The organism is Pseudoalteromonas sp. OFAV1 (assembly GCF_021532595.1).
In the GTDB taxonomy this organism is placed as follows: Bacteria; Pseudomonadota; Gammaproteobacteria; order Enterobacterales; family Alteromonadaceae; genus Pseudoalteromonas; species Pseudoalteromonas lipolytica_C.
Genome location: NZ_JAKGBG010000037.1, coordinates 24276 through 50285, shown reverse-complemented (window position 1 = coordinate 50285; position 26010 = coordinate 24276). Strand labels below are relative to the sequence as shown.

General features: G+C 41.3%; 25 protein-coding genes. 9 read left to right on the top strand and 16 right to left on the bottom strand.

Annotated features, from left to right (window positions below; genetic code table 11):
- Window positions 1-99: 99 nt before the first annotated feature.
- Window positions 100-1113, bottom strand: a complete 1014-nt coding sequence (locus tag L1267_RS17350; RefSeq protein ID WP_235383600.1) for a GGDEF domain-containing protein — start codon at window positions 1111-1113, stop codon at window positions 100-102.
- Window positions 1114-1315: 202 nt separating this feature from the next.
- Here L1267_RS17350 and L1267_RS17345 point away from each other — a divergent pair, with 202 nt between their 5' ends.
- The gene (locus L1267_RS17345; RefSeq protein WP_235383599.1) at window positions 1316-3097 is read left to right on the top strand and encodes a M61 family metallopeptidase; all 1782 of its coding nucleotides are present in this window, start codon (window positions 1316-1318) and stop codon (window positions 3095-3097) included.
- Window positions 3098-3101: 4 nt separating this feature from the next.
- On the opposite strand, the gene L1267_RS17340 is transcribed toward L1267_RS17345, so the two are convergent.
- From L1267_RS17340 to L1267_RS17325, 4 genes are all read right to left on the bottom strand, one after another.
- A complete protein-coding gene (locus tag L1267_RS17340) occupies window positions 3102-3896 on the bottom strand; it encodes a glycosyltransferase family 25 protein (protein WP_235383598.1) in 795 nt (264 codons plus the stop codon).
- 65 nt (window positions 3897-3961) lie between these two features.
- Window positions 3962-4147 (bottom strand): DUF1289 domain-containing protein, encoded by a 186-nt coding sequence (locus tag L1267_RS17335; protein ID WP_235383597.1) that lies wholly within the window; start codon window positions 4145-4147, stop codon window positions 3962-3964.
- Window positions 4148-4188: 41 nt separating this feature from the next.
- On the bottom strand, window positions 4189-4701 hold the full coding sequence (locus tag L1267_RS17330; protein WP_235383596.1) for a hypothetical protein: 513 nt from the start codon (window positions 4699-4701) through the stop codon (window positions 4189-4191).
- 151 nt (window positions 4702-4852) lie between these two features.
- The gene (locus tag L1267_RS17325; RefSeq protein ID WP_235383595.1) at window positions 4853-5590 is read right to left on the bottom strand and encodes a hypothetical protein; all 738 of its coding nucleotides are present in this window, start codon (window positions 5588-5590) and stop codon (window positions 4853-4855) included.
- A gap of 187 nt (window positions 5591-5777) precedes the next feature.
- On the opposite strand from L1267_RS17325, the gene L1267_RS17320 reads away from it, so the two are divergent.
- The gene (locus L1267_RS17320; protein WP_199527748.1) at window positions 5778-5942 is read left to right on the top strand and encodes a hypothetical protein; all 165 of its coding nucleotides are present in this window, start codon (window positions 5778-5780) and stop codon (window positions 5940-5942) included.
- A 129-nt stretch (window positions 5943-6071) separates the two neighbouring features.
- Here the strand turns inward: L1267_RS17320 and L1267_RS17315 are convergent, their stop codons facing one another.
- The 9 genes from L1267_RS17315 to hisG form a co-directional block, all read right to left on the bottom strand.
- The gene (locus L1267_RS17315; protein ID WP_235383594.1) at window positions 6072-6659 is read right to left on the bottom strand and encodes a hypothetical protein; all 588 of its coding nucleotides are present in this window, start codon (window positions 6657-6659) and stop codon (window positions 6072-6074) included.
- Window positions 6660-7032: 373 nt separating this feature from the next.
- Window positions 7033-7647 (bottom strand): bifunctional phosphoribosyl-AMP cyclohydrolase/phosphoribosyl-ATP diphosphatase HisIE, encoded by a 615-nt coding sequence (gene hisIE, locus L1267_RS17310; protein ID WP_054552013.1) that lies wholly within the window; start codon window positions 7645-7647, stop codon window positions 7033-7035.
- On the bottom strand, window positions 7638-8417 hold the full coding sequence (gene hisF / locus L1267_RS17305; RefSeq protein ID WP_055021694.1) for an imidazole glycerol phosphate synthase subunit HisF: 780 nt from the start codon (window positions 8415-8417) through the stop codon (window positions 7638-7640). Before hisF ends, hisIE begins: the two co-directional genes overlap by 10 nt.
- A complete protein-coding gene (locus L1267_RS17300) occupies window positions 8399-9133 on the bottom strand; it encodes a 1-(5-phosphoribosyl)-5-[(5-phosphoribosylamino)methylideneamino] imidazole-4-carboxamide isomerase (protein WP_235383593.1) in 735 nt (244 codons plus the stop codon). The genes hisF and L1267_RS17300 overlap by 19 nt, the downstream gene beginning before the upstream one ends.
- 27 nt (window positions 9134-9160) lie before the next feature.
- Window positions 9161-9751, bottom strand: coding sequence for an imidazole glycerol phosphate synthase subunit HisH (gene hisH, locus L1267_RS17295; protein ID WP_135926405.1), 591 nt, complete (start codon window positions 9749-9751; stop codon window positions 9161-9163).
- Window positions 9748-10809: a bifunctional histidinol-phosphatase/imidazoleglycerol-phosphate dehydratase HisB gene (gene hisB / locus L1267_RS17290; protein WP_235383592.1), complete on the bottom strand. Its 1062-nt coding sequence runs from the start codon at window positions 10807-10809 to the stop codon at window positions 9748-9750. The genes hisH and hisB overlap by 4 nt, the downstream gene beginning before the upstream one ends.
- Window positions 10806-11903, bottom strand: coding sequence for a histidinol-phosphate transaminase (hisC, locus tag L1267_RS17285; RefSeq protein WP_235383591.1), 1098 nt, complete (start codon window positions 11901-11903; stop codon window positions 10806-10808). The genes hisB and hisC overlap by 4 nt, the downstream gene beginning before the upstream one ends.
- Window positions 11893-13194: a histidinol dehydrogenase gene (gene hisD, locus L1267_RS17280; RefSeq protein WP_235383590.1), complete on the bottom strand. Its 1302-nt coding sequence runs from the start codon at window positions 13192-13194 to the stop codon at window positions 11893-11895. Before hisD ends, hisC begins: the two co-directional genes overlap by 11 nt.
- 6 nt (window positions 13195-13200) lie before the next feature.
- Entirely contained in the window at window positions 13201-14100 is a 900-nt protein-coding gene (hisG, locus tag L1267_RS17275) for an ATP phosphoribosyltransferase (RefSeq protein ID WP_235383589.1), read from the bottom strand.
- 344 nt (window positions 14101-14444) lie between these two features.
- Here hisG and L1267_RS17270 point away from each other — a divergent pair, with 344 nt between their 5' ends.
- Window positions 14445-14678, top strand: coding sequence for a hypothetical protein (locus tag L1267_RS17270; RefSeq protein WP_063529102.1), 234 nt, complete (start codon window positions 14445-14447; stop codon window positions 14676-14678).
- A gap of 83 nt (window positions 14679-14761) precedes the next feature.
- Complete coding sequence (locus L1267_RS17265) at window positions 14762-15730, top strand: sensor domain-containing diguanylate cyclase (RefSeq protein ID WP_235383588.1); 969 nt, start codon at window positions 14762-14764, stop codon at window positions 15728-15730.
- Window positions 15731-15755: 25 nt separating this feature from the next.
- Here L1267_RS17265 and L1267_RS17260 read toward each other — a convergent pair whose 3' ends face one another.
- Both L1267_RS17260 and L1267_RS17255 read right to left on the bottom strand, forming a co-directional pair.
- Entirely contained in the window at window positions 15756-17039 is a 1284-nt protein-coding gene (locus L1267_RS17260) for a cation:proton antiporter (RefSeq protein WP_235383587.1), read from the bottom strand.
- 221 nt (window positions 17040-17260) lie between these two features.
- Window positions 17261-18340 (bottom strand): mechanosensitive ion channel family protein, encoded by a 1080-nt coding sequence (locus tag L1267_RS17255; RefSeq protein WP_135926412.1) that lies wholly within the window; start codon window positions 18338-18340, stop codon window positions 17261-17263.
- Between the two features lie 387 nt (window positions 18341-18727).
- Between L1267_RS17255 and L1267_RS17250 the strand changes: the two genes are divergently transcribed.
- The 5 genes from L1267_RS17250 (at window position 18728) to L1267_RS17230 (ending at window position 25983) form a co-directional block, all read left to right on the top strand.
- The gene (locus tag L1267_RS17250) at window positions 18728-20923 is read left to right on the top strand and encodes a M4 family metallopeptidase (protein ID WP_235383586.1); all 2196 of its coding nucleotides are present in this window, start codon (window positions 18728-18730) and stop codon (window positions 20921-20923) included.
- A gap of 61 nt (window positions 20924-20984) precedes the next feature.
- The gene (locus L1267_RS17245) at window positions 20985-22847 is read left to right on the top strand and encodes a M28 family metallopeptidase (RefSeq protein WP_235383585.1); all 1863 of its coding nucleotides are present in this window, start codon (window positions 20985-20987) and stop codon (window positions 22845-22847) included.
- Window positions 22848-22951: 104 nt separating this feature from the next.
- The gene (locus tag L1267_RS17240) at window positions 22952-24868 is read left to right on the top strand and encodes an ATP-dependent DNA helicase (RefSeq protein ID WP_235383584.1); all 1917 of its coding nucleotides are present in this window, start codon (window positions 22952-22954) and stop codon (window positions 24866-24868) included.
- A gap of 10 nt (window positions 24869-24878) precedes the next feature.
- Entirely contained in the window at window positions 24879-25571 is a 693-nt protein-coding gene (gene tsaB, locus L1267_RS17235) for a tRNA (adenosine(37)-N6)-threonylcarbamoyltransferase complex dimerization subunit type 1 TsaB (protein WP_235383583.1), read from the top strand.
- Window positions 25572-25659: 88 nt separating this feature from the next.
- Window positions 25660-25983 (top strand): hypothetical protein, encoded by a 324-nt coding sequence (locus L1267_RS17230; protein WP_235383582.1) that lies wholly within the window; start codon window positions 25660-25662, stop codon window positions 25981-25983.
- Window positions 25984-26010 lie beyond the last annotated feature (27 nt).

Genomic DNA, 26010 nt, shown 5'->3' with positions numbered 1-26010 from the left:
GTCACGAGCGGAATCGTGCATCTGTTCGAGTTCTTGTTTCTTCTGTGGAGATAGCGTTACTTTCATAGTGGCGTAGCATGATCCTATTTTTACGGAAAATCAAGCACCTTCAATGATCACGGGTATAATACGGCTATTGATATCGTTAAAGCTAGCGAGCAAGTTTTCTCGCTCCGTTTGCTCTAGTTTTTCTTTGGCAATTAAATCATCACTTAAAGATTTAAGTTCTTCTTCTACTAATTCTTTAAGTGATGTTATTGAGGTAGCCTGTTGAGTTTGCGTATGAAGATTCTTAATTTTTGCTTCAATCTGTTTGTTCAGGGAATCGTATTCTGCGCTAATCGACTCTGAGTGTTTACTGGTTGAAACAATAGAGTGATGTAAATCTTCAATAGTTTGATTTAATGAGATTAAAAAGCTTTGTGCAGATTGACGCTCTTTACTCATATTACGCGTAATGATGGTGATAATACTCAGCGCAGAATCAAGTAAATCGTCAACACTGTCATTATGAGTGATTTTGCTTTTAATTATATTTATTTGCTCTGCACTTTCATCCTCGAGCACAAGCTCATTAGCAAGAGACAGCAGCTCAGACGCTAACTCAGGTTTGATTAATGCCTCGGCTTGACTACTTTTAGCGAGCTTTGCTTGAAGTGCTTGGTGATAAATAGTAACCAGCTTAGACAATAAAGGTATAAAGTCATGATTAGACTGTATATTATTCAATTCGTGGTCAAGCAGATAACGCAATGTTCGACGGGCATTATCAGGTAAACCTTGGACTTTTTGTAATTGTTTACCTGCATCAGTGATACTTTTGTTAAGCTCGCGTTGTTGAGCCATTTGCTTGGTTTCTTGTTGTTTTAGAAGACCAAGTACATCATCTATGAAAGGTGTTAGTAATTCAAAATTAACACCTTTTTTTAGTGCGTTTCTAAATTTGGCTAAACGGTTATCTAGCTCAATGTCTAGCCCTTTACAGCTGAGCGACAGTTTTGCCGCAAACTGTGAAAGCACTTCAACTTGATGTTTGCGTGCATCTTCGACCACTGTGCGTGCGTCGATAGCCTGCTTTAACTTTTTATTAAGAACATCATGCTGTTGCTGCACCTAGTAATACCGCCGTCAAGATTCAAATTTTCTATAGGGTAAGTTTACAACAAATTAATACGAAATGTAGGTTCCAAGTCAAAAACTTAGTTAATTTGTATATCAAACCTGTTGCAATGGCTGTTTATCGGTTTTTAATTCACATTTTTTCTCGCAATTGTTAGGCTTGTTCGCAATTTTAAAAGTAATAAAAAGAGTTGTTATGAAAAAGTTTTTGGCACTGTCAATTTTGGCAGCGTGCTCAAGCAGTGTGTTTGCAGATGTAAACTATTCACTGTCGATTACTGAGCCAGAGCATCATTTAGGTAATGTGAGTGTTGAGTTTCCTGAAACTGCACAAGCACATTTAGATGTTAAACTTCCCGCTTGGCGTACTGGTCGTTATGAGATTTTGAATCTTGCTAATGGCGTACGTTTTTTCGAAGCAAAAGATGATGACGGCAAGCCATTAAAGTGGGAAAAAATTGATCACAGCACGTGGCGTGTTCACCTAAACGAGCCAACTCAAGTCAATGTAGATTACCAAGTTTACGCTAACGAGCTAGGTAAACGCGCTCGTCATATTGATGACAGCCATGCATTTATTGATGCATCTGGCTTTTTCATGTTTAGTGAATCATTCCGTCAAGACCCGGTAACCGTAAAATTAAACGTACCAAAACAATGGCGTTCAGTATCGGGTATGGAAAATGCAGGCTCTAAACACAGCTTTAAAGCCGCTGATTACGACATTTTAGTTGATTCACCAATCGAAAGTGGTATCAATGAGCTACACAAGTTCACTGTTGATGGCCGTGAATACGAATTAGTTATTTGGGGCGATGGCAACTACGACGTGGATCAAATGCTAACTGACCTTAAAAAGCTAGTGACAACTGGCAATGTAATTTGGGACGGTTACCCATATGAGCGCTATGTATTTATGGTCCATGCTACGTCTGGTGCCGGTGGTGCAACAGAGCATTTAAACTCTACGATTATCCAGCGCCCACGTGACCGTTTTGGTTCTCGTAAAGACTACCTTGCGTTTATCAGCACCGCAGCTCACGAATTTATTCATACTTGGAACGTTAAAGCATACCGTCCAAAAGGTATTGCTCCATACGATTACACCAATATTAACTACGCTAAAACATTATGGATTGCAGAGGGCTCAACCAGCTACTTTGAAGACCACTTAATGGTTCGCTCTGGTATTGAAACAACCGATGAATTTTTTGGTACGTTAACGAAAACGATTAATCGTCACTTACAAACACCGGGTCGCGAAGTGCAAAGCGCAACCGAAACCAGTTTTGATAAGTGGATCAACCAAGGCGGTGACCACGCTCGCAACTATAGCACCAATATCTATTTAGAAGGTTCATTGATCTCAATGGCGCTTGATATTGATTTACTTGAAAAAAGCGATGGCAAAATCAGTTACCGCGATGTTCACCGTGAACTGTACAACAAGCATCGTTTACCTGATGGTTTTACGCCTGATGATGTTAAAGCGATTTTAAAAGAACTTACAGGTCGTGATTACAGTGCTTGGTGGCAAGCGAATGTGGATGAGCCAGCGGCTATCGACTTTGATTTGCTACTTGAAAAAGTGGGCTTAGGTTTAATTCGTCCTGAAGGCGCTAAATCAGTACCTAGTATTGACTCGTTTGCTAAAAACAGCGGTGAGTTATTAACCCTAACTCATGTTCGTCGTGGTGGCGCTGCATGGCAAGCAGGCTTAACTACAGATGATAAAATCGTTGCGTTTAACAAAAAGCATGTTGGTAAAGACTTAACAGCCAGCCTTGAAACGTTTAAAGCAGGCGACACAGTGACTGTTGATTTTATTAGACGTGATGCACTGCAAAGTACAACGCTAACACTGAGCGAAGACTTTGATAAAGAGAAAAGGGTAAAAGCATTAAAAGATGCAACACCAGCTCAAATGGCACTGTTTAAAGCATGGATGGGCGTTGATCACCCAAACCTAGCAAAATAACTCGTTAATGATCTTTAATTGGTAAGAGAGGAGCTGCGGCTCCTTTCTTTTTATTCGGCGTTTGCTGCGCCTTGATAAACTGCTTAGTGTATTTTGCATTTAGTAGTGCACTATTAAGTTGCTGCTTTTTACGTCGCCAAAACGACTTTTTAACTTTGTCTGATCTATCACGAATATCGCTTTGTGAATTATCAGGTTGTGATACCGGGTAGGGCAGTAAAGAATAACCGTATACGCCGGTTTCCCACACATGCTGTAAATCGCAATCGACAGGGCGGCCAAATGTAGCAGTGGCTTTTAATAGCGCTTTTGCACCAGCTAAACTAACAGCCGTTGCACAGCAGCCAGACATAAGCTTTTTATGAATGACTAAATGCTGCTCATCAGCGAGGGGTTTTGTAAAGGCAATTTCCCGATTTCGGTCTTTATAAGCGGCCAATTTTATTAGCTGCCAAGGCTGTTTTAATGTATTAATGTTTTCAATTGCACTGTGGATAGAGCGGTCGAGAACAAAGTCATCTTCTAAAATAATGGCGTAATCTAATTGTCTATCGACCATGGTTTGCCATGCTTTTCTGTGACTCAGGTAACAGCCAATTTCACCTTTACTCAATGGTTTATGGTATTTTTTTAGATTTAAATCAGCATTATAATGCTCAGCAATTGCTGTATCAGAAAGCTCTCTACCATCAATTGCATCAATGCGTTCAAATGCTAAACCTTGCGCGTTGAGTTCATTGCTCACACGGTGTAATCGTTCTGTAGAGCTTGCTAAGTTAATTACAAAAATAGCGGTCATTATTGTTACCTGATGGGTCAGTTTGAATCAGGCTAACAAGCTTTAATGACGCTTGGGTGTCAGAACTATTTCGCTTTTATGTCAGATCGAGGAGTATTTAAAATCGCTTGTTTTTCTTGCTCGGATAAAATGATCCAATCAAAAATTTCGTCATTACTGCGACCACAGCCAGTGCAATAGCCATTGAGGCGATGACATTGACCGATGCAATCTGTTTTAAATTGGCTGGTTGGTTTTTTTGAATGTGCCATAGAGATACGAAGGCTAATGTCTATTAGCCTTCCTAAGTGTATTACTTACCTTCAACAGGCTTACCAATTTCAAGCGTGGTAGACCAAGGCTGTTTACGCGATAGAGTTTTACCCGAATGAATTGAGATAACAGGGGTATTTTCGTCAAGTACAAAGGTTGTGCGTAACGATTCAGCAGATTCTTTTTGTGTTTGATGCCAATTATTACCTGCTAAACACGCTTGGGTAAAATTAACCGCACGGGTTTGATCAGCGACAGCTTGCTGCTGTTGCTCATAGTTGCCTACACAGCGGTAGGTAACATTGTCTTTATCAAGCGCCGTGATTTGACAGTTATCGGCAATAAGGTTGTATTTTGCTGTCCATGTTTCCATGTATTTAGTATTTACACGGCTACGTTTTAAGCCTTCAAAGCGGTTGTCGTAAGCACCTAATAGGGCATTGATTTTCTCGCAAGGGGTTAGGTTATCAATGGCCGCTTGTTGTTCAGTTGTCAGTCCTGTACAACCAGTTAAAACAAGGCCAGTTAGTAAGGCGACGAGTGGCTTTTTCATATCAGGCTATCCTTTTAAATAGCAGTTCCTTAAACGTTTCCTAAAGGATACCTAAGCCCTTGTAAAAATGCTAATAAAGATTGGTGATTACAATTTAAAATGCCTTCGCAAAGGAAGGCATTTTAGTTGCTAATAACGGTGAAGCGTGGGCTTACATCTTAGTTTTACCAGCAATGTTGGTCACTTTTACTGAGCCAGAACCATCACTTAGTAACTCAAAATTTGCTGCGGTATCAACGCGAATGCTGCCCGAACCATCTGAAACGACAACATCACCCGAAATATCATTTAAGTCGATACCGCCTGAGCCATCGTGTACTTCAATATTGCCCTGTGCGTTGGCAACATCAATATTACCTGAGCCGTCATGAATTTTAATATCACGGCTGATATTACGTGCCTCTATGCTACCCGAACCATCATTGATTTCTAATATGCCTGTAATGTCATTTGCGGTAATTGAACCTGAACCATCGTTGATCACAGTACTCGCAACTTTGCTAATGATAATTTCGCCAGAGCCATCGTGTACATCAACATTAAATGAACGAGGGATCGCAACAGTTAAATCAATGCGAGTTTGCTTATTGGTATGGTAATCGCACTGGCCTGCACTAAGTGCTGCGTTATTGCCTTTGGCTTCAAGATTTAAGCAGTATTCATCATGAGGCTTTTCTTGATAAATCTCGGCTTTAACGGTTACTTCATCACTGTCACTACCGGTAATGTGTAAAAAACCAGAGCCTGCTTCTACTTTTAAAGCGCTTAATGAGGCTGCATCTAGCGTTAGGTTTTTAGTTTCTTGTAGTGGCATATCACCCCAAGCAAATGTTTGTGCTGATAATAAGCCTGCGGCAATTAGTGAAAGCGTTTTTACTGTACTTAACATGGTTCTTCCCTTTCATATCTGTGGTGTTATTAGCTTAGTCGCAAGTGCTGATAAAAAAGGTTTAAAGGCTTTAAAAACTTTTTTACACAAATAGGCAAGAAAGCGCGAGCTTCAGGCATTTATGGTTTTTCGTGATGCTTTAGACTGAAATAGTAGACCATAACCTAAGCAAGCCAAGGAGAAACATATGAGTGATTCAGCGCAAACAAACGATATGCAAGTAATTAAGTCAGGTTCTCAAGATCCAATTGCAGGGCCTGCAGAATGTTTCACAGGTAAAGCGTTAAGCAGCATTTATTCACTGCTCCATCATTTGTTTGCTTTGGAGTTGCTGTGCTGGTGTTTTCAATAGGAAGTAGGAAGATTTGTTACGTTATGAAACTCATTAAAAAAGAGTATTAAAAGCCAGTTAAATCGACTCTTTAAAAGTGTATGTAGAGCTTGATTTACCAAGCTCTACAAAAAGGACATCAATGTTTAATTAGTAATTTATTTCTATTTGACCTACAGAAACAGTTCCTTGTTGCCAAGTTGTTCTACAAGTCAAAGAAAGAATCGAATGTTCTTGGTAACTATTATCTAAACTTGTACTAAAATTAACGTATTGTTTAGATGAATTATTTTGTTCTGAAATACTAATCCAGTCGAAACCTTGCCCCGTTCCATATTTTAGCCATACTTCAGAGTTGCCATCGTTTACCTTTCTAAGGTGAGATATCGAGCATCCACCAAAAGAATTATTTAAGCCTTGAGTTGTTCCATAAACAGTAAGCTGATATTGACCAATATTGTCGTTTAATGGAACTGAACAATTAAAATAACGAGAGGTTCTTGAAAATGTTGGATTGAATGTGAAATATCCATTATCAGTTGTACCTACATTTTCTAGAGTAACTTCTTTAAGGGCTTTTAAATCACCTTTTGAAGCTATTAATTGGTTTACAGCAGAAGTTTTTTTTACGATATCCTCACTGCAGTGCGCTGCACCTGAAAAAACACTTGTTTGCGAAAGTGCTGATGTAGATGCAATCGTAAAAAGCGTTGCAATTGATAGTTTTGATTTATTCATTACAGAAAATCCTTCTATTTTTGTCCTTTTCGAGAAAATTAAAACATAAGATATCGCAATTATCAAATTTATATAAACTTTAAATTATTGATTTTTATGCAAATATATTGATTTTCGTTTGATTGTGTTTCTTGGTGTATTAAGTACCCGTGGTTTTATATTTTCTTAGCCCGAGGAAATTTTGGCAGGTTTTTAAAGGTTGCAGTTAGCGAGCAGCTAGTTATTGTTAGGCGAGGGTATGACCTTGCGGGTCTTAAAGGCTTTAGTGAACATGACTTTACTCGTGATGTTCTAAAAGCTCTGGGTAGATAAAATTGGATTTAAGAAACACTAAAAAGATGCACCTGAAAAGGTGCATCTTAATCAATTTCAATTACTTATGGCGGCCTTGTAAACAGCTCACCACATCAGCCAATGATAAACCTTGGCGCTGTAATAACACGGTTAAGTGATACAGTAAGTCTGCCGATTCATTGGTTAATTCATCGTTATCATGTTTCATGGCTGCAAGGGCAACTTCGACACCTTCTTCACCTACTTTTTGGCAACTACGGCTTAAGTCTTTTGCAAATAAAGACGCAGTGTAGCTTTTGCTTGGATCATCGTCTTTACGCGAGACAATCACTTGTTCAAGCTCAGCTAAAAACGACAAGCTAGGTTTAGCATCATCGCCGAAGCAGCTTTGTGTACCTAAGTGGCATGTTGGCCCAAGTGGGTTTGCCAGTACTAATAGTGAGTCGTAATCACAATCGGTGTGTACAGAAACTACTTCAAGGTAGTTTTCTGATGTTTCGCCTTTTGTCCATAAGCGCTCTTTAGAGCGCGAGTAAAAGGTTACTTTTTGTTTGTCGAAAGTGGCAGCTAATGCGTCTTGATTCATAAAGCCTTGCATTAAAATCACCCCAGAGCGTGCGTCTTGCACGATAGCTGGGATCAATTCGCTTTTGGCAAAATCGACTTGAGAAAGAGTGTCTTTGGTTAATTGCATAGTCTTGCCGCTACATTATTATCGATTAAAAATTGTTTTAGTTCGCCAATATCAATGACGTTCTTGTGAAATACGCTGGCAGCGAGCGCGCCATCAACTTGGCTTTGCTGAAATACATCAACAAAGTCTTGCATCGTCCCTGCGCCACCCGAAGCAATCAGTGGAATATCGCACAGTGCACGCATTTTTGATAGCTGAACATTGTCGTAGCCTTTACGCACGCCGTCTTGGTTCATGCAATTGAGCACGATTTCACCAGCACCTAGGTCTTGCACACGCTTAACCCATTCTTCGGTTTTATAGCGAGTACGGCTTGATGCATTTGGGTCGCCAGTTAGCTGGTAGACTAAATACTCGCCAGTGTTTTCATCATAAAAGCTATCTATTCCCACAACCACGCACTGTTTACCAAACTCATCGTGTAACTCTTTGATAAGCTCAGGGCGCGCGATAGCAGGGCTGTTAATACTGATTTTATCTGCACCACGTTCTAAAACACGTGCTGCATCGGCAACAGATTTAATACCGCCAGCCACACAAAATGGAATATCAATGTGGCGTGCAATGTTCTCTACCCAATTGACATCAAGTAGGCGTTTTTCGACGCTGGCACTGATTTCATAAAACACCAGTTCATCCGCACCAGCATCGCTGTAAGCCTTGGCAAGCGTTAAAATATCACCAACTACTTCATGGCCTTTAAATTTAACGCCTTTAACAACTTGGCCGTCTTTTACATCTAAACAAGGGATTATGCGTTTTGATAACATGCTAACGCCTCCTCAACATTAAAGGCACCATCGAGCAATGATTTACCTAAGATAACACCGCCAACGCCTAGTTTTTTCAGCTTTGCGATATCATCAAGAGAGCTTACACCGCCTGATGCTTGAACTTTAATCTCGCTGTTGTGGTTGGTTAAATCTTCATAAAGTGCAAACGAAGGGCCGGTCATGGTGCCGTCTTTACTGATGTCAGTACACAGAAAATCAACCACACCAAGTGCCACGTAAAAATCAACAAGTTCGAACAAACCAAACTCAGATTCACTTAACCAACCATGTGTTGCTGGCGCCCAGCCGTTGTCAGTTTTATTAACATCCAATGCGATAACAAAGTGTTCGCTGCCAAATTTTTCAATCCACGCCTTTACTTGTTCGCGCTTTTCAACGGCCATTGAGCCGATCACGACTTGATTAGCTCCGGCTTCAAGCCAGTCAGCAACATCTTGCTCTGAGCGAATACCGCCGCCGACTTGATAAGGTACATTAAGCGCTTTGGTTGCGGCTTGAATATGCTGCCATTGTTTTTTATTTGGATCGCGCGCGCCTTCTAAATCAACTAGGTGCAGTTTGCCTGCGCCGCTGCTTGCGTACTCTTGTAAGCGTGCGCCAAGTTCGTAAGGGTAAAATTGTGCTGTGTCATACTTACCTTGGTATAAGCGCACAATTTGGTTTTGTAATACATCGAGTGCTGGAATAATCACGTTTATTTCTCTTATTTTTTGCTGCGCTTACAGCTGCCAATCTAAAAAGTTTTGTAAAAGTCGTGTGCCGACTTTGGCGCTTCGCTCTGGGTGGAACTGCATGCCTGCGTAGTTATCTTTGGCAACAATTGCTGAAAAAGCTTGCCCGTATTCACCGCTTACTAGGGTGGCATCGTTTACTGTGTGCGCAAAGCTATGCACAAAGTACACTTGATCCTGCGCCGATAACCCTTTGGTAAGGGCATGCTCTTTTAGTACGCTTAGGTCGTTCCAACCCATGTGTGGAGAAGTTAATGTACCCACATCTAAGTGCTTAACAACACCCGGAATTTTGCCAAGGCAATCGACATTGCCTTCTTCTGTGCTATCACAAAGTAATTGCATGCCTAAACAAATTCCCATCAACGGACGCTGATATTCATCAATTGCTTGTTGCCAACCACCGTCTTTTAGACGCTTCATTGCAACGGAAGCATGCCCTACACCAGGTAAAATCGCACGTTCAAAGCCTTTTAGTTGTTCAGGTGAGGTGATCACCTCTGGCTTTTCACCTAAGCGTTCAAAGGCAAAGCGAACAGAGTTAATGTTGGCACAACCGGTATTAATTATGGCAATCATAAACACCCCTTAGAGCTGGCAGTTTGTTGCGAAGCATCTTTTGCAATCGCAGCACGAAGTGCTCTTGCAAACGCTTTAAATAGGCCTTCAACTTGGTGGTGACAGTTACCTTCGCTAACCGACAGAATTAGGCTCATGGCGGCATTATCACTTAAGCTTTTAAAGAAGTGCTCAACCATTTGTACATCTAAGTCGCCCACTTTTTCACGGCTAAAATCGGCATTTAATACAAACGAGGCACGGCCCGATAAGTCAATTTGCGCTTCTGCTTTACATTCATCCATAGGTAATGCAAAACCATAGCGACCAATTTGTGTTTTTGTACCTAGGGCTTGTTTAAGGGCTAGGCCAAGCGCAATACCGATATCTTCAACAAGGTGATGCTCGTCAATGTGTAGGTCACCAGTGGCTTGAATATTAAGTCCGATATTGGCATGAGTGCGAATTTGGTCAAGCATGTGATCGAAAAAGCCAAGACCAGTGCTAATTTCGCCATTTTTTGTTTGGTCTAAATTAATTTGCACATCGATTTGCGTTTCTTTGGTGTTGCGAGTGACACGGCCTTCACGGTTCGCGGTTGTCAGTTTAGTGACAATGGCATCCCAGCTGCCGTCATACAAAATACCTTCACAACATAAGTTATTAGCAAGTCCAATATCAGTTTGGCGGTCACCAATCACAAATGAGCGTGCTAAATCGACTTTACCTGAACGCATCAGCTCTGTAAGTAAGCCGGTTTTTGGTTTACGGCAGTCACAATTTTGCTCATCAAAGTGAGGGCAAATCAGAACTTCATCAAATTTAATTCCTTGGCTGTTTAAGATATTCATCATCTTGTCTTGAGCAATATCAAAATCAGCTGTCGGGAAGCTATCAGTGCCTAAACCATCTTGGTTTGAAACCATTACAAGGCGGTAACCTGCCGCTTGAAGTTGTAACAGAGCAGGGATTACATTTGGCAAAAACACTAATTTTTCGAGGCTATCAACCTGTTTGTCGGTGATAGGCTCTTCGATAATCGTGCCATCGCGGTCAATAAATAAATACGGGTTGCTCATGATAATTCCTGTTCTACTGTATTGCTGGTCAGTGATAAGCCATCTAACCAAATTTTTACTTGTTCTAGTTCTTGCTCGTTACCGATAGAAATTCGTAACCAATCATTTTCGCCATACAAGGTGAAGGCACGCATCACGAGTCCTTGCTCAAGTGCGATATTAAATGATTGTTTGTCTCTTAATTTTAAGGTGACAAAGTTACCTTCACCGCTCAGTACTTTGATAACAGCAGGTGATTGCTCAAGCCAGCTTTTCAGTTTGCCTTTTAAGCTATTTAGAATAGTCACCTGACGGCGCATTGAAGCGATGTTGTCACTACTTAATGCATCTGCTGCAATGCTAGCAACCACCGTTGATACAGGGTAAGGCGCAATCACTTTACGAATAGGTGCAAGCAGCTCGCTGTTGGCTAAAGTGAATCCAGTTCTTAAACCCGCAAGTGCAAATGCTTTTGATAAGGTTCTTAGTACCACAAGGTTACTAAACTCGTTGATCAGGCTTGCCGCTGTTTGTTCTGGGCAAAATTCTATATAAGCTTCATCCACCACTACAATCGCTTTACCCGCAAGTTGCTGGGTGATTTTTCTGATTTTGTCTAGGCTTGTCATGCTGCCGGTTGGGTTATTGGGATTACAAATAAATACCAACTTTGAATCAGCAACTGCAGTGACAATCTCATCAACTGTGCCTTTTAATAACAGCTCTTGAGTTAAACCGTTAATCGCAATGTTGTGGGTATCAGCTGTTACTTTGTACATGCCGTAAGTTGGCAAAAAGAGTGCAATGCTATCTTTAGCTGGGCTACAAAAAGTACGTACTAATAGTTCAATACCCTCATCAGCACCGCGAGTCATCAGTACTTGCTCTGGCTCTAAATTAGCATAGCAAGCGTAACGATTGATCACTTGCTGAGGCTGCGGATCTGGGTAGCGGTTTAAATCAGCTAAATTGATATTTGGCGTACGTGAATACGGGCTTTCATTGGCATTTAACCACGTTGTACCTGTTAGTTTTTCACTTTTCGCTGAACTATAGGCTGTAAGCGCTGCAATGTTATCTGGCAACAGCGTTGTTATTTTTGAATTATCGCTCATTGTTCATAGCCTCAAGACGAATTGAAACAGCATTAGCGTGAGCATCAAGCCCTTCTGCTGCGGCCAAAGGTAAAATTGCTTTAGATAATTCACGTAAACCATTTTTGCTGATGGTTTGCACTGTGTAAGTTCTAAAGAAGTCTAGTAAGTTTAAGCTCGAATAGGTCGCACTGTAACCATACGTTGGTAGTACGTGATTCGTGCCAGACGCATAGTCACCGGCAGACTCTGGGGTGTAATCGCCTACAAATACTGAGCCAGCATTTTTCACTAAATTTAAATAAGGCTGCGCATCAGCAAGTTGTAAAATAAGGTGCTCAGGACCATATTGAGCAGACACCGCAAAGGCTTGCTCAACCGAGTCCACTAATATCAAGCTTGAGTTTGCAAGCGCTTGCTCGGCAGTGTCTTTACGACTTAATTTTGCTAGCTGCTCAGTTAAAGCTTGCTGTGTTTTTTCAATAATACGTTCGCTGTTACACAGTAAAATAACCTGCGAATCGGCACCGTGTTCTGCTTGCGATAATAAATCTGCCGCAATAAACTCTGGATTTGCACGCTCATCTGCAATCACTAACACTTCAGAAGGGCCCGCAGGCATATCAATCGCCATGCCCGGAATGGTTTGCGCAACAAGTTGTTTTGCCATGGTGACAAAGCTATTTCCCGGGCCAAAAATCTTGTTCACTTTAGGCACTGACTCTGTGCCATATGCCATTGCTGCAATCGCTCCGGCGCCACCACTTTCTACAATGGTTTTAATACCACATAGTTTTGCTGCATATAAAATGGCAGGGTTGATGGTTTCATCGGCTTTTACAGGTGTAGTAAGCACAACAGTTTGTGCACCGCTTAATTGTGCAAGCACTCCTTGCATGATCACTGATGATGGCAATGGCGCACTGCCACCTGGCACGTAAATACCTACCGCTTCAATGGCTTGATATTTAAGTTCACATAACACACCAGGTTGCGTTGTTAACTTAATGTCTTTAGGTAATTGTGCTTGGTGAAAACGTTTTACATTGGCGTAGGCCGTTTCGATGGCGGCTTTTAACTCGTTTGATAATAACTGCTCAGCTTGATTAATTTCTTCAACTGGCACTAATAAACGTGGTGTCTTGCGCTTATCAAACTCTTTAGCCATCTTTAACAACGCAGCGTCACCTTCGGTTTTAACTGCATTTAAGATGTCGATGCAAATTGCTTCGACCTCTTTACTTGCAGTAACAGCAGGGCGGGTGAGTACCGCCTGCTGTGCTTGTTGATTTTCCTCATTCCAGCGAAACATGGATTATTACTCCATCATTTTTTCAATTGGCATAACAAGGATTGAGTTAGCACCTAGTGCTTTTAACTGTTCCATTGTTTCCCAAAATAGAGTTTCGCTGCTAACCATGTGCAGTGCTACGTAATCGTCGCTACCAGCAAGTGCTAACAATGTTGGCTGGCCAGTACCTGGTAGTAAATCGCACACTTCATCAAGCTTTGCTTTTGGTGCGTGTAACATAATGTATTTACTTTCTTTAGCTTGACGAACACCACGTAGACGCGGCATTAGCGTATTGATTAAATCAAGTTTACTTTGGTCTTTAAGGTCTTTGTTTTGAATTAAACATGCGTTTGATTCTAAGATGGTCTCGCCTTGCATTAGGCCGTTTGCTTCTAATGTTGCACCAGTAGACACTAAATCACAGATTGCATCAGCTAAACCTGCACGCGGGGCTACTTCAACAGAACCCGTTAACATGACCGTGCTTGCGTTGATGCCTTCGCGTTTTAGGTATTGGCTCAAGATTTCTGGGTAGGTAGTGGCAATGCGTTTACCTTCAAACCAGTTTTTATCTTGCGGACCAAGTTCTTGTGGCCATGCAAGTGCTAGGCGGCAGTAACCGAAATCAAGTTTAGAAAGTTTATTTACTTCGAATGCTGCGCCTTGGCGTTCGCGTTCGGCTTGTACTTCAACAAGTACGTTTTCGCCAACGATACCTAGGTCACACACACCGTCCATTACTAGGCCCGGAATATCGTCATCGCGTACACGAAGTACATCAATTGGCATGTTGGTAGAGTGTGCGATTAAACGTTGTTCACGAAGGTTTAATTTAACGCCTAATTGCTTAAGTAATTCTTGGCAGTCTTTTGATAAGCGGCCACCTTTTTGGATGGCGATTCGTAAACGATTGGTATTGCTCATTATTTATTTTCCTTTAATTCAAAAACTAAAAACCCCGAGGGAACCTCAGGGCGAAAATAAATAATTTGGTTGATTGCTCGCCAGAGGTTCCTTTTAGGAATAACCTCTCAGCGAAAAACCTGACAGGCTATTCCGGTGAATGATGGTGATGATGGATAGTTGTCAGATTGAAACGCATAATTTTTCCTGTATTGCACTCGTTTATGTAAACCAGTGCGTATATCTGTTTAAATAATTTACGTATATAGATAAACATGCTTTGCTAATCTTTGGCAAGCATTTTTTTTCTAAATTAAAGTATATGCTATAACTGCCGATAATAAATGGAGTGATAGGAGGTACAAATGGATATCATGATCCCCTTTTTAGGTCGCATAACGCGCTTACAGTTGGAGAGTAAAGGCGCGTTTCATATTGCGGGCGTAAAAGACGCGAACGTGCAGCGAATTGAGCTCGAAAAACGGCAAAAACGTGAAATTGAACGACGTAAAAAAGCTGCTGAAAATGGCGATAAAAACAGTAAAAATGCTATTGAAGAAGATGAAGAGGGTAATAAGCACCTAGATACCTGGGCTTAAACGAAAGCCAAATTTTTCTGCAACAGTTGCGCAATTTCTGCTAACGTTTAAGTAAGTTCATTTATATTTTACAGGGCAGATTAATGGATAAACCTGCAGTGCCATTGAATGAGCAAGCTCGCCTTGACGAATTGCGTTCGCTTGAAATATTAGATACGCAAAGAGAACCTGTTTTCGACAGAATCACACGCCTTGCTCAGCAATTCTTTTCAGTGCCAATTTGCATCATAAGTTTAGTTGATGAGCAACGTCAGTGGTTTAAGTCTTGTGTTGGTTTAAATGTCACTGAAACTGCCCGAGATATCTCTTTTTGTGGCCATGCAATCCTACAAGACGAACCTTTTGTGATTAATGATGCGTTGAAAGACAAAAGGTTTGCAGATAATCCGCTAGTAGTTGGAGAGCCACATATTCGCTTTTATGCGGGATGCCCAATCATCCTTAAATCAGGTAATTGTATTGGAACACTGTGTATTATTGACTATAAGCCCCGCACATTGAGTAATAAAAATCTTCAAGCGCTGAAAGATTTTGCTGCAATTATTGAGCGTGAATTTGCCATATTGCAACTTGCTACAATGGACGAATTGACCTTGCTCCCTAATCGTCGAGGTTTTACAAGCACTGCTGAGCATTATTTAGATTTGTGTATCAGGCAGCAATTAAATGCCAAATTGGTATTTATAGATTTAGATAACTTCAAATACATTAATGATAACTTTGGGCATGCTGCTGGTGATAGAGTTCTGAAAGAATTTGCATCATTACTAAAAGAATACTGCCGAAAAGCAGACTTATATGCACGTTTGAGTGGGGATGAGTTCGTGATTCTTTTCACTGATTTAAACACCTCAGAATGCGAAACAATCATGCAACGTCTACTGCAGTCATTTTGTAATTTACCTTCGAGCTTTACAGGTCAAAGCATATTGAGTTTTTCTTATGGAATTGCTGATTTTTCGGGCCAGCAACCCTGTTCACTTGCAAAGCTATTAGCTGTTGCTGATAGTAGAATGTATAACGCAAAGGTACAAAAAAAGGCTCAATTATGAGCCTTTTTAATGACTAATGGCATACTCACTGTTGCGTTTTAGCAGATTGAATACTGCTTTGGATCAATGGTGAGATTGTTAAGCCTTGTACAATAATCGAAAAAATCACAACTACATAAGTCACTATTACTATTAGGTCATGCAAGTCAGACCCTGCAATCATCACTTGATCGCGTGGGATGGCAGCTGCCATTGCCAGTGCTAATCCACCACGCAGGCCGCCCCAAGTTAAGATTTTTACCGAGTGTTTATCGTATTGACGATACTTTTTAAAGAATACAAATGGCGCACCTACACTTATAAATCGCGCTAGCAACACCACAGGTACCATGAGTAGACCTAAACCGATTTCTTCAAAGGTAATAGGCATAGTCACGATGAGCATACCGATAATCAAAAATAGCAAGGCGTTTAAAAAGCTATCGGTGGCATGCCAAAAGTCTTTTACATAACGGGTATCTTCAGGCCCTGTGCGCTCTGTTGCCTTTGAGCGGGTAATATTACCAAGCAAAATACCACTGGTAACCATGGCAAGTGCGCCCGAAATTTCCCAAATATTCGCTGCTGCAAAACCAGCGGTTGGGATGGTCAAAGTTAGAAGTAACCGAATATTCACATCGCGGCTATTGATGATCAAAAAGTGCCCAACCAATGCAATGACTAACCCAAACACAATACCGCCAATGGCATCCACTAAGAACAGTTCGGCAACATCAGTAAAGGTGGCTTCGGTGCCATAAAAGGCCACTGAAAATATGGTGGTGAATATGACTAAGCCAATACCATCATTAAACAAAGACTCACCTTCAACTTGTACAGAAATTCCTTCTGGGGCTCGCATTTGTTTAATAATGGCTAACACGGCAATCGGATCGGTTGGGCTTATTAATGCTCCAAATAGCAAGCAATAAATAAACGGTACTGGCCAGCCAACAAAGGCAAATAAGTAATAACTTAAATAACCGACTATGACCGTGGAGGTTATGGTTGAAAATAGCACTAATGCAGTTATCTCCCATCGTTGTTTACGAAGGGCAGCCAAGTTGATTTCCAATGCCCCTGCGAATAGTAAAAACCCAAGCATGCCTTTTAATAGCAACTGATTAAAGTTGATACTAGAAACAATCTGAGTTATTTCGAGGGCCGTGGTATCACCAAGCATTTTAACGGCAAGAATAAGTAGCAAAGAAATAACAACAGAGCCAGTTGTTATAGCAATCGTGGTTTGCATTTTGAGGATATATTGATTAGCAAAAGCAATAAAAATAGCTAATGCTGAAAGAAAACAAATGAGGTACCAAGCATTCATTGTTTGACCTTAAATATTTTTATAACAAGACGCAGAAAGCTGTCACTTTCTGGCCGCATATAGTACGCCTCTAATATAGGTATGTCACAGTGTTTATGCGATTTTTATGACTTTTTAGAGTAAAAATACTTGATGCTGATTGCATATGTATAATTGCTGTTAAAAATGTCTAAAAAGAGACATAAAAAGCCCTGCAAAATATGTAGCATTGATAAGTTTAGTTAGGTCAATTTGTTGAACTGGGCAGATTCTTGACTGGTATTTATAGCCCTGATTGGATAAGGAATAACAATGCCTTCTTCGGCGTAACGTTTATGGAGTGCTTTTATAAACGCTGATTTAACCCAAAATCGGTTGAAGTACTCTTTTGCTCTTAGCATCACCGTAAAGTTAATACTTGATTGATCAAAGGTGTGAAACACCACAAAAGTATCGTAGTCATCAACACCCCATTGATGACTTTTTAAAATCTGTCTGGCAACATCTAAAGTCACTTGCTCAACTTTTTCAAGATCTGAGCCATAATGAACACCCACCTCAACGGGGACGCTGAGTTCTTTTTCGGGATAAAAGTAATTAATGATGCGTGATTTAGACAGCTGACTATTTGGGATGACTATCATGTTATTCGGCAACATTTTTACCCATGTAGAGCGCCAACCAATTTTTTCAACAAAACCTTGGTCGCCACTTTCAAGTTCTATAAAATCGCCAACCCGAATAGGTTTATCAATCACCAACTGAACGCCTGAAAAGAAGTTTTCAAGTGTCGGTTGCAAAGCCAAAGCAACAGCAAGTGAGGTAATGCCCAAAGAGGCAATAATCGGAGTGATTGAAATCCCCAACGTGCCCAATAACACCAATAAGCCAATACAGACTATGGCGCAGCGGATCAAGCCTTTAATAATACTATGACTATTCGAAACCACCACTGAGCGGGCACTGTAATAATCAACGGTGCCAAATAAGAAATGGTCTAAAAATAACACTAAGGCAAAAATACAAATGGCTTTAGCGGTGGCTGCAATGGGTAAGGGGTGTTCGGCCATAAAGCCGGTGATGTTTAATAACTGACCAAAAATGATCACAAGCACCATCATTGTGCACAAGGTCAATGGCGTAGAAAGTGAGTTAACCAGCAAGGTATCGAACACAAAATCAGTTCGTTGGGTCCATTTTTTTAGGCAATAGATAATTACAAACTTTAATAAAAACAGGGTTATGGCGGCTAGTACAGTGCCGCCAATGACGACCAGCCAAGGCTCATTTAGCCATTCATTTTGTATTAGTTCAGTAATCATACTTAGTCCTTAAACCCTAGATACTTGCGATAGCTGCAAGTTATGTACCTAGGCTTTTTGGTTAATAGCTGAATTTTTAGCGGTGAATCACAAATGGTAAGGTGAGCAAAATAAATACAAATAAAAGGTACAAATGTTTATTAAATGTTATCCTTTTGTATCAATAAATTTACACTAAAGGTGTGTTTGTTAACATTTAATAAACCCGAAAATACTTATCTTACTGTTAATTATAGTGTTTTAAATTAGAGCTAATACTTTACTTGTAAATTTTTTGTTTCATTTTCAATTTCGCTCCATTCAATCTAGGCTGGTCACTAATCGGGAACAGTGCAGTCCGGTTACTAGGAAAATACTAAATACATAACAATCTAACGGAGCGTAAACGTGAATTTATCTAAAATCACATTAGCAACTCTTGCTGCTTTTGCTTTGACTCAAGCAACAAGTGCAGTAGCTGCGAACAAGAAATACCTAAACGAACAAACAGGGATTAACCAAGCTTTGCAAACCAATGCGTTATCGGTATTGAGTGCAAATCCTAATCAGTTAGTTGGTTTAGGTGCAGGGAATGATTTAGTTGTATTAAAAGAAATCAAAACCAGTAACGGCAACACCACTCGCCGTTATCAACAGATGTATCAAGGTCTACCTGTCATTGGCGATACGGTTAGCCTTACATTTGATGCTAATGGCCAATTAAAACGTGCACATGGTGCTGCGGTATATGATATTGCCGCCGACATCGATTCTGTCTCTCCGGCTCTTAACAAGAAAAAAGCAATGGCGAAAGGTCTTGCTAACTCACCTGCTGCAATTAAATCCGTTGGGTTAAAAAAGCATAATGAACAATCACGTTTAGCTATTTGGCTAGATGAAGATAGTGTTGCACACCTAGTGTATGAAGTATCTTATGTGACTTATGGTGATAACCCATCTCGTCCGTATCAAATTATTGATGCCAACAGCGGTGAAGTCTTATTCAGCTTCGATAATTTACAACATGCTAGTGCAACAGGCCCAGGTGGTAACTTAAAAACCGGTAAATACATTTACGGTACTGACTTTGATAGCCTAGATGTAACCCAGTCTGGCAACACTTGTACGATGAATAACGCTAACGTAAAAACCATTAACTTAAATGGAAGTACGAGTGGTTCTACAGCATATTCGTTTACATGCCCTGAAAATACCTTTAAAGAAATTAACGGTGCGTACTCACCTTTAAATGATGCGCATTATTTCGGTAACGTTATTTTTAATATGTATAACGATTGGGTAGGCACTGCGCCATTAACTTTCCAATTGAAAATGCGCGTTCATTACGGAAATAACTACGAAAATGCGTTTTGGGATGGCAGTGCCATGACCTTTGGTGATGGCCAAAATACCTTCTACCCACTGGTAAGTCTTGATGTGTCAGCGCATGAAGTAAGCCATGGTTTTACTGAGCAAAATTCAGGGCTTATTTATTCTGGTAAATCAGGTGGTTTGAACGAAGCGTTCTCTGATATGGCAGGTGAAGCGGCTGAGTTTTACATGAAAGGCTCAAACGACTGGTTAGTAGGTCAGGAAATTTTCAAAGGTAACGGTGCATTACGTTACATGAATAACCCAACCCAAGATGGCAGCTCGATTGATCATCAAAACAGTTACTACTCAGGTATGGATGTACACTACAGCTCAGGTGTATTCAACAAGGCATTTTATAACCTTGCAACCACACCAGGTTGGGATACGCAAAAGGCGTTCGTTGTGATGGCACGTGCTAACCAACTTTACTGGACAGCCAGCACAAACTGGGATTTAGCAGGTAACGGCGTAATGGATGCGGCCTGTGATTTAAGTTATGACCCAGCAGATGTACAAGCGGCACTTGCAGCGGTCGGTGTGACTTCAAGCTTAAGTGCGGGTAGTAGCTGTGGCACGACTGAGCCACCTCCGGGCGGTGATGAAGAGCTAACTAATGGCGTTGCGCGCACAGGGATCAGTGGTGCGGCGAAAGAGCAAATGTTCTTTACTCTTGAAGTACCAGCAGACGCAACGAATTTACAATTCAATACAACAGGTGGAAGTGGTGATGCAGACCTTTACGTTATGTATGGCGCAAAACCAACACTGAGCAACTTTGATTGTAAAAGTACTTCATCTACTAGCACAGAAAGCTGCGCTATTAGTAATGTGCAAGCGGGTACTTACTACGTAATGGTAGAAGCGTGGAATCAAATTTCAGGTGTATCACTTACTGGTAGCTTTGATTCGGGCAGCGGTGGTGGTGTAACACCGATTAACCGCACTGAGTCTAACTTAAGTGTTGCTACAAATAGCTGGACTCGTTTCACGCAAGACCTAGATGCGGGTTATTCGTCACTTGATGTAACTATTTCTGGTGGGTCTGGTGATGCTGACTTGTATGTGAACTTTGGTTCGCAATCGACAACATCTAGCTATGATTGCCGCCCATATAAAAATGGCAATAGCGAAACTTGCACATTTACAAACCCACAAGCGGGTACTTGGTATATCGACCTTCGCGGCTACAGCGCTGCAAGTGGTGTAACACTCACCATTTCGGCTAACTAGCCACCCTTTTAGGGAGCTTCGGCTCCCTTTTTTATTAATACAAATAATAAAAGGATTGATTATGACAACCCGCCTAACACAGTGCCTAGTGGGCTTTGCAACATTGTCACTGAGCCAATTAAGTTATGCAGCGAAAGACGAAACAATTTGGGTCACCATTGATGCCCTTGCTGCAGAGCACTTTCAACAAGATACAGTGAGTAAACGTAAACAAAACAGCAATTTTGCGATGCAAAAATCAGCTTTAAATCAAGTTAATTTTATGCGCGTTAACAAGCAGGATATCGCTGGATTAAGTGAATTTATGCACGATAACTATCATCGCTGTGGTGGTTTTGTAGCACATGATTCTTTAGCAGATGCAGAGCTTTATACCCAGCAATTAAATGCGGTATCGAACATTGCGATGAATGCCAGCCTTGTTAACTACAGCATTAATAATGCTGCGACAGTTAACGCGCTAATATCTTCGATTAATACTAGTGAACTGAGTGATACGGTTAATAGCATGATGAACTTTCATAACCGATATTATGCAGTGCAAAGTGGTGTTGATGCAGCAGATTGGTTAAAGAGCCATTGGCAACAAATAGCCAGTAGCCGCAGTGATATAACTGTTGAGTATTTTAACCATAGCTTTTCTCAATCATCAGTTATTGTGACCATTCCTGGTGCAGAAAAAGCAGATGAAATCGTCATTATTGGTGGTCATTTAGACTCAATTAATCAGTCAAATCCAAGTAATGGTCGTGCTCCCGGTGCAGATGATAACGCCTCTGGTATTGCGGTGCTTACACAAACCCTAAAAGCGATTGTAGAAAATAACTACCAACCTCAGCGAACCATTCAAATTATGGGGTTTGCTGCTGAAGAAGTGGGTCTTAGAGGCTCAAAAGATATTGCTCAAAGTTATAAAACACAGGGTAAGAATGTTGTAGGCATGGTGCAGTTTGATATGACTGGTAATAAAGGCAGCAGCACAGATATTGTGATGATGACCGACTACACAAACTCATCGCAAAATCAGTATCTATCGCAGTTGCTCGATGCTTATCAACCCACAGTGAGCTATGGCTTTGATCAATGTGGTTATGGCTGCTCAGATCATGCCTCTTGGTATCAACAAGGATTTGCCGCCTCAATGCCATTTGAATCAACAATGAGTGATATTAACCCATTGATCCACACATCAAATGATGCCCAGTTTGATGCGGCTCACGCGAGTAAATTTGCCAAACTAGCAGTGAGCTATGTTGCTGAAATGGCCAAAAATGCCGGTGATGTGGTGACTGAGCCAACTAATCAGCTTGAAAATGGCGTAGCTATAACGGGTTTGGCTGGCGCAGCAAAAGAGCAGCTATTCTTTACGCTTGAAGTACCTGCAATGAGCAGTAACCTTGAGTTTGTAACTGAGGGGGGCTCCGGTGATGCCGATTTATACGTTAAATTTGGCAGTAAGCCGACCTTACAAGACTTTGACTGTAAAAGCACAACCTCTACAAGTAATGAAAGCTGTGTGATGTCGTCAGTTCAAACTGGCACCTATCATGTCATGGTTGAAGCGTGGAATGAGATTTCGAATGTGTCACTCACGGGAAGTTATAGCACTTCAGGTGGCGGCGAAAACGTTGACCGAACTGAGACAAACTTGAGTGTGGCTACCGGTAGTTGGCAGCGCTTTACTCAACAAATACCGGCAGGCCTTAGTAATTTAACGGTGACGATTACTGGCGGTAGTGGCGATGCAGATTTGTATGTTAACTATGGCTCAGCGTCAACAAGCTCAAATTATCTTTGTCGGCCTTACAAAAATGGTAACGAAGAAAGTTGTCAATTTGATAACCCACAAAGTGGAACTTGGTACATAGATTTACAGGGTTACGGAGCTGCATCAGGCGTGACATTAACGATTCAAGGACAATGATTTAAATGCAATCATACTTTTAACCATGAGGAAGCCTTGCTTCCTCATTTAGTCTTGCCCTTGGCAAGTCAGTTACGTAAAATCTGCCCATCACTTTTAATCTATTGGCGAAGTTTATCAAACAACTTTTCAGTGCCACGGGCCCCCTTGCACTTTCTCTTGATGGATATACTCCTCGGCAGCCACAAATTGACATGGCTGTTGCAGTTGACGATGCCTTAAAAAAACGTCACCAATTAGTGGTTGAGGCGGGCACAGGCACGGGTAAAACCTATGCTTACTTAGCGCCTGCGTTAAAATCAAAAGGCAAAACCATTATCTCAACGGGTTCAAAAGCATTACAAGAGCAGTTGTTTCATCGGGATTTACCCAACTTAGTCAAAGCACTGAGCGCCACTAAAAAAGTCGCCCTTTTAAAAGGACGTGCGAATTATTTGTGTACCTACCGTTTAAGTCAGCATGTTGCGCATGTACCAACAGATGATCCTGATGTAATGCATCAACTCGCGATGGTGGCAAAGTTTGCAAGTGAAACCCGTTCCGGCGATTTAGCAGATTGTATTGGCATAGAAGAAGACGCCAAAGTACTGCCTTATGTTAGCTCAACCGCTGATAACTGTTTAGGTAAAGAGTGCCCCGATTTTCAAGATTGCTATATTCGTAAAGCGCGCTTAAACGCCATGGAAGCTGATGTGGTGGTGATCAACCATCATTTGTTTTTTGCTGATATGGCCGTGAAAGACACGGGTTTTGCTGAATTAATGCCTACCGCAGACGCCTATATTTTTGATGAGGCTCATCAGCTTAGTGAAATTGCCAGTGACTATTTTGGTGAAAGTGTTAGCACTAAAAAGCTGGTGGATTTAATTAATGACTTACGAGCAATATACCGTGCAGATATCCCGGATATGCTGCAATTAGGTAAAACCCTCAACAAGTTAGAAACCAGCGTAGCAGATTTACGCTTACAGTTTGGGGTTGATGGTAGCCGTGGTGATTGGCGTGAAAAGCTGGCCGATAAAGAGATTTGTGCAGCACTGCACCGAGTAATTAGCGACCTCGACTTTTTATACCAAGTATTAAAGTTATGCTTAGACCGTAGCGAAAAAATAGAGCATCCATTTGAGCGTACACTGGCCTTTAAAGGTCAGTTAGAGCGGGTATTTGATACCGCACAAACGGGCTATAGTTATTGGTACGAAACCACTCGCCGATACCTAACGGTAAACATTACACCACTTAATGTATCGGCTAAATTCGCACAAATGATGAAAGACACGGGAGCTGGCTTTGTGTTTACATCGGCCACTTTATCGGTCGATAACGACTTAGCGCACTTTAACGCCAGCCTTGGCTTAAAACCAGCGCAAAGCATGATTGTTGAAAGTCCGTTTGATTATCAACAACAAGCGCTACTTTGCTTACCGCGCTACTTACCTGAGTCTCATGCGAATAATATGCCCCATGCTATTATTAAGTTGACCCTTGAGTTGATAAAATCAGCAAAAGGTCGCTGCTTTGTGCTATTTACTAGCTATCGTATGATGCACTTAGTGGCTGAAGGTTTAACCACACAAATGGATTATCCGGTTTATATGCAAGGGCAAATGTCTAAACGCATTATCCTTGAGAAGTTTACCCGTCACGGTAATGCCGTTTTACTCGGCACAGCCTCATTTTGGGAAGGCGTAGATGTTAGAGGCAGCACATTAAGTTGTGTTATCATTGACAAATTGCCGTTTGCCGCACCAGATGACCCTTTATTGCAAGCAAAAATGCAAGATTGCCAGCTGCAAGGTAAAGACCCATTTGCGCATATTCAATTACCCCAAGCGGTGATTGCATTAAAGCAAGGGGTTGGGCGACTTATTCGCGATAGTAAAGATAAAGGTGTGCTGGTTATTTGCGATAACCGCTTAGTAACACGCCATTACGGCCAAGTATTTTTAAAAAGTTTGCCACCCATGCGCCGCACACGCGATTTATCAATGGCAAACGCGTTTTTAGAACAGATCAATTAGAGTAACTTAGATGATTAAACACAATATTCTTGCCTTAGATGCATCAACTGAAGCGTTATCGCTGGTGCTACATTATCAAGGGCAAACATTTCATCATTTTGAAGAGTGCCCACAGCAGCACAGCCAAAAGATTTTGCCTTTAATTGATGAGTTACTCGCAAAGGCGCAATGTAAATTAACCGATTTAGATGTCATTGGTTTTGGCCAAGGGCCGGGTAGCTTCACGGGCGTGCGCATCAGTGTTGCGATTGCACAAGGTTTAGCTTATGCGGCACGTTTACCTTTGGTTGGCGTATCAACATTGCAGATGATAGCGCAACAAGCATTTGAACAACACCAAGCAAGTGATGTGTTTTCTGCGATTGATGCGCGTATGGGTGAGATTTATTTCGCTCACTACAAAGCAGATGATAATGGCTTAATGCTACTTGTTGATGAAGAGCAAGTTATTAAACCTGAGTTGCTAACGCTACCTGAAACAGCAGCAACTGCGGTGGGTACTGGCTGGCAGACCTATCCTTCGCTTGTTTCAGAACTTGCAAATGTAAGTTTAAATGAAACTATTCTACTGCCTGATGCGAAATACATGCTGGCCTCGGTTGCAACGGCTTTTGCTAACGGTGAAACAGTGACAGCAGCCAATGCACAGCCTAAATATGTTCGTGATACAGTGACTTGGAAAAAGCTACCAGGCCGAGAGTAACTGAGATATTAACTGAGAGAGTAACGGGACTTGCGTGCTCGTCAGTTATGGCACATAATTTAGTCATGTTTGATGTGGAATTACGAGTTTGACTTTACCAATTGGCTCAGGCTTTTATACCGGTGACATTCCCGGTCAATTTAGCCGTAAAAATACCGTTACTGATAAGCCTAAAGCGATATCAGACCAAACGGCTGAGCAAAAATCGTCAACCGAATATGTTAAATCGAGCCCTCAAGCAGTTGCTATTGCCGATGAATTTAAAGCTGAGTCGCAAAACTATCAGCAAACAATTTATGACAAACCAAGTAACCCAAAAATCAGCCGGGCAATTTCAACCTACACCGAATTTGCTAACTTAGAGCGCCGCGCCGAAGTGCAAAGCCTCATTGGCGTTGATGTATATGCTTAGCTAATTGCTAATACTGAATTCACAAAA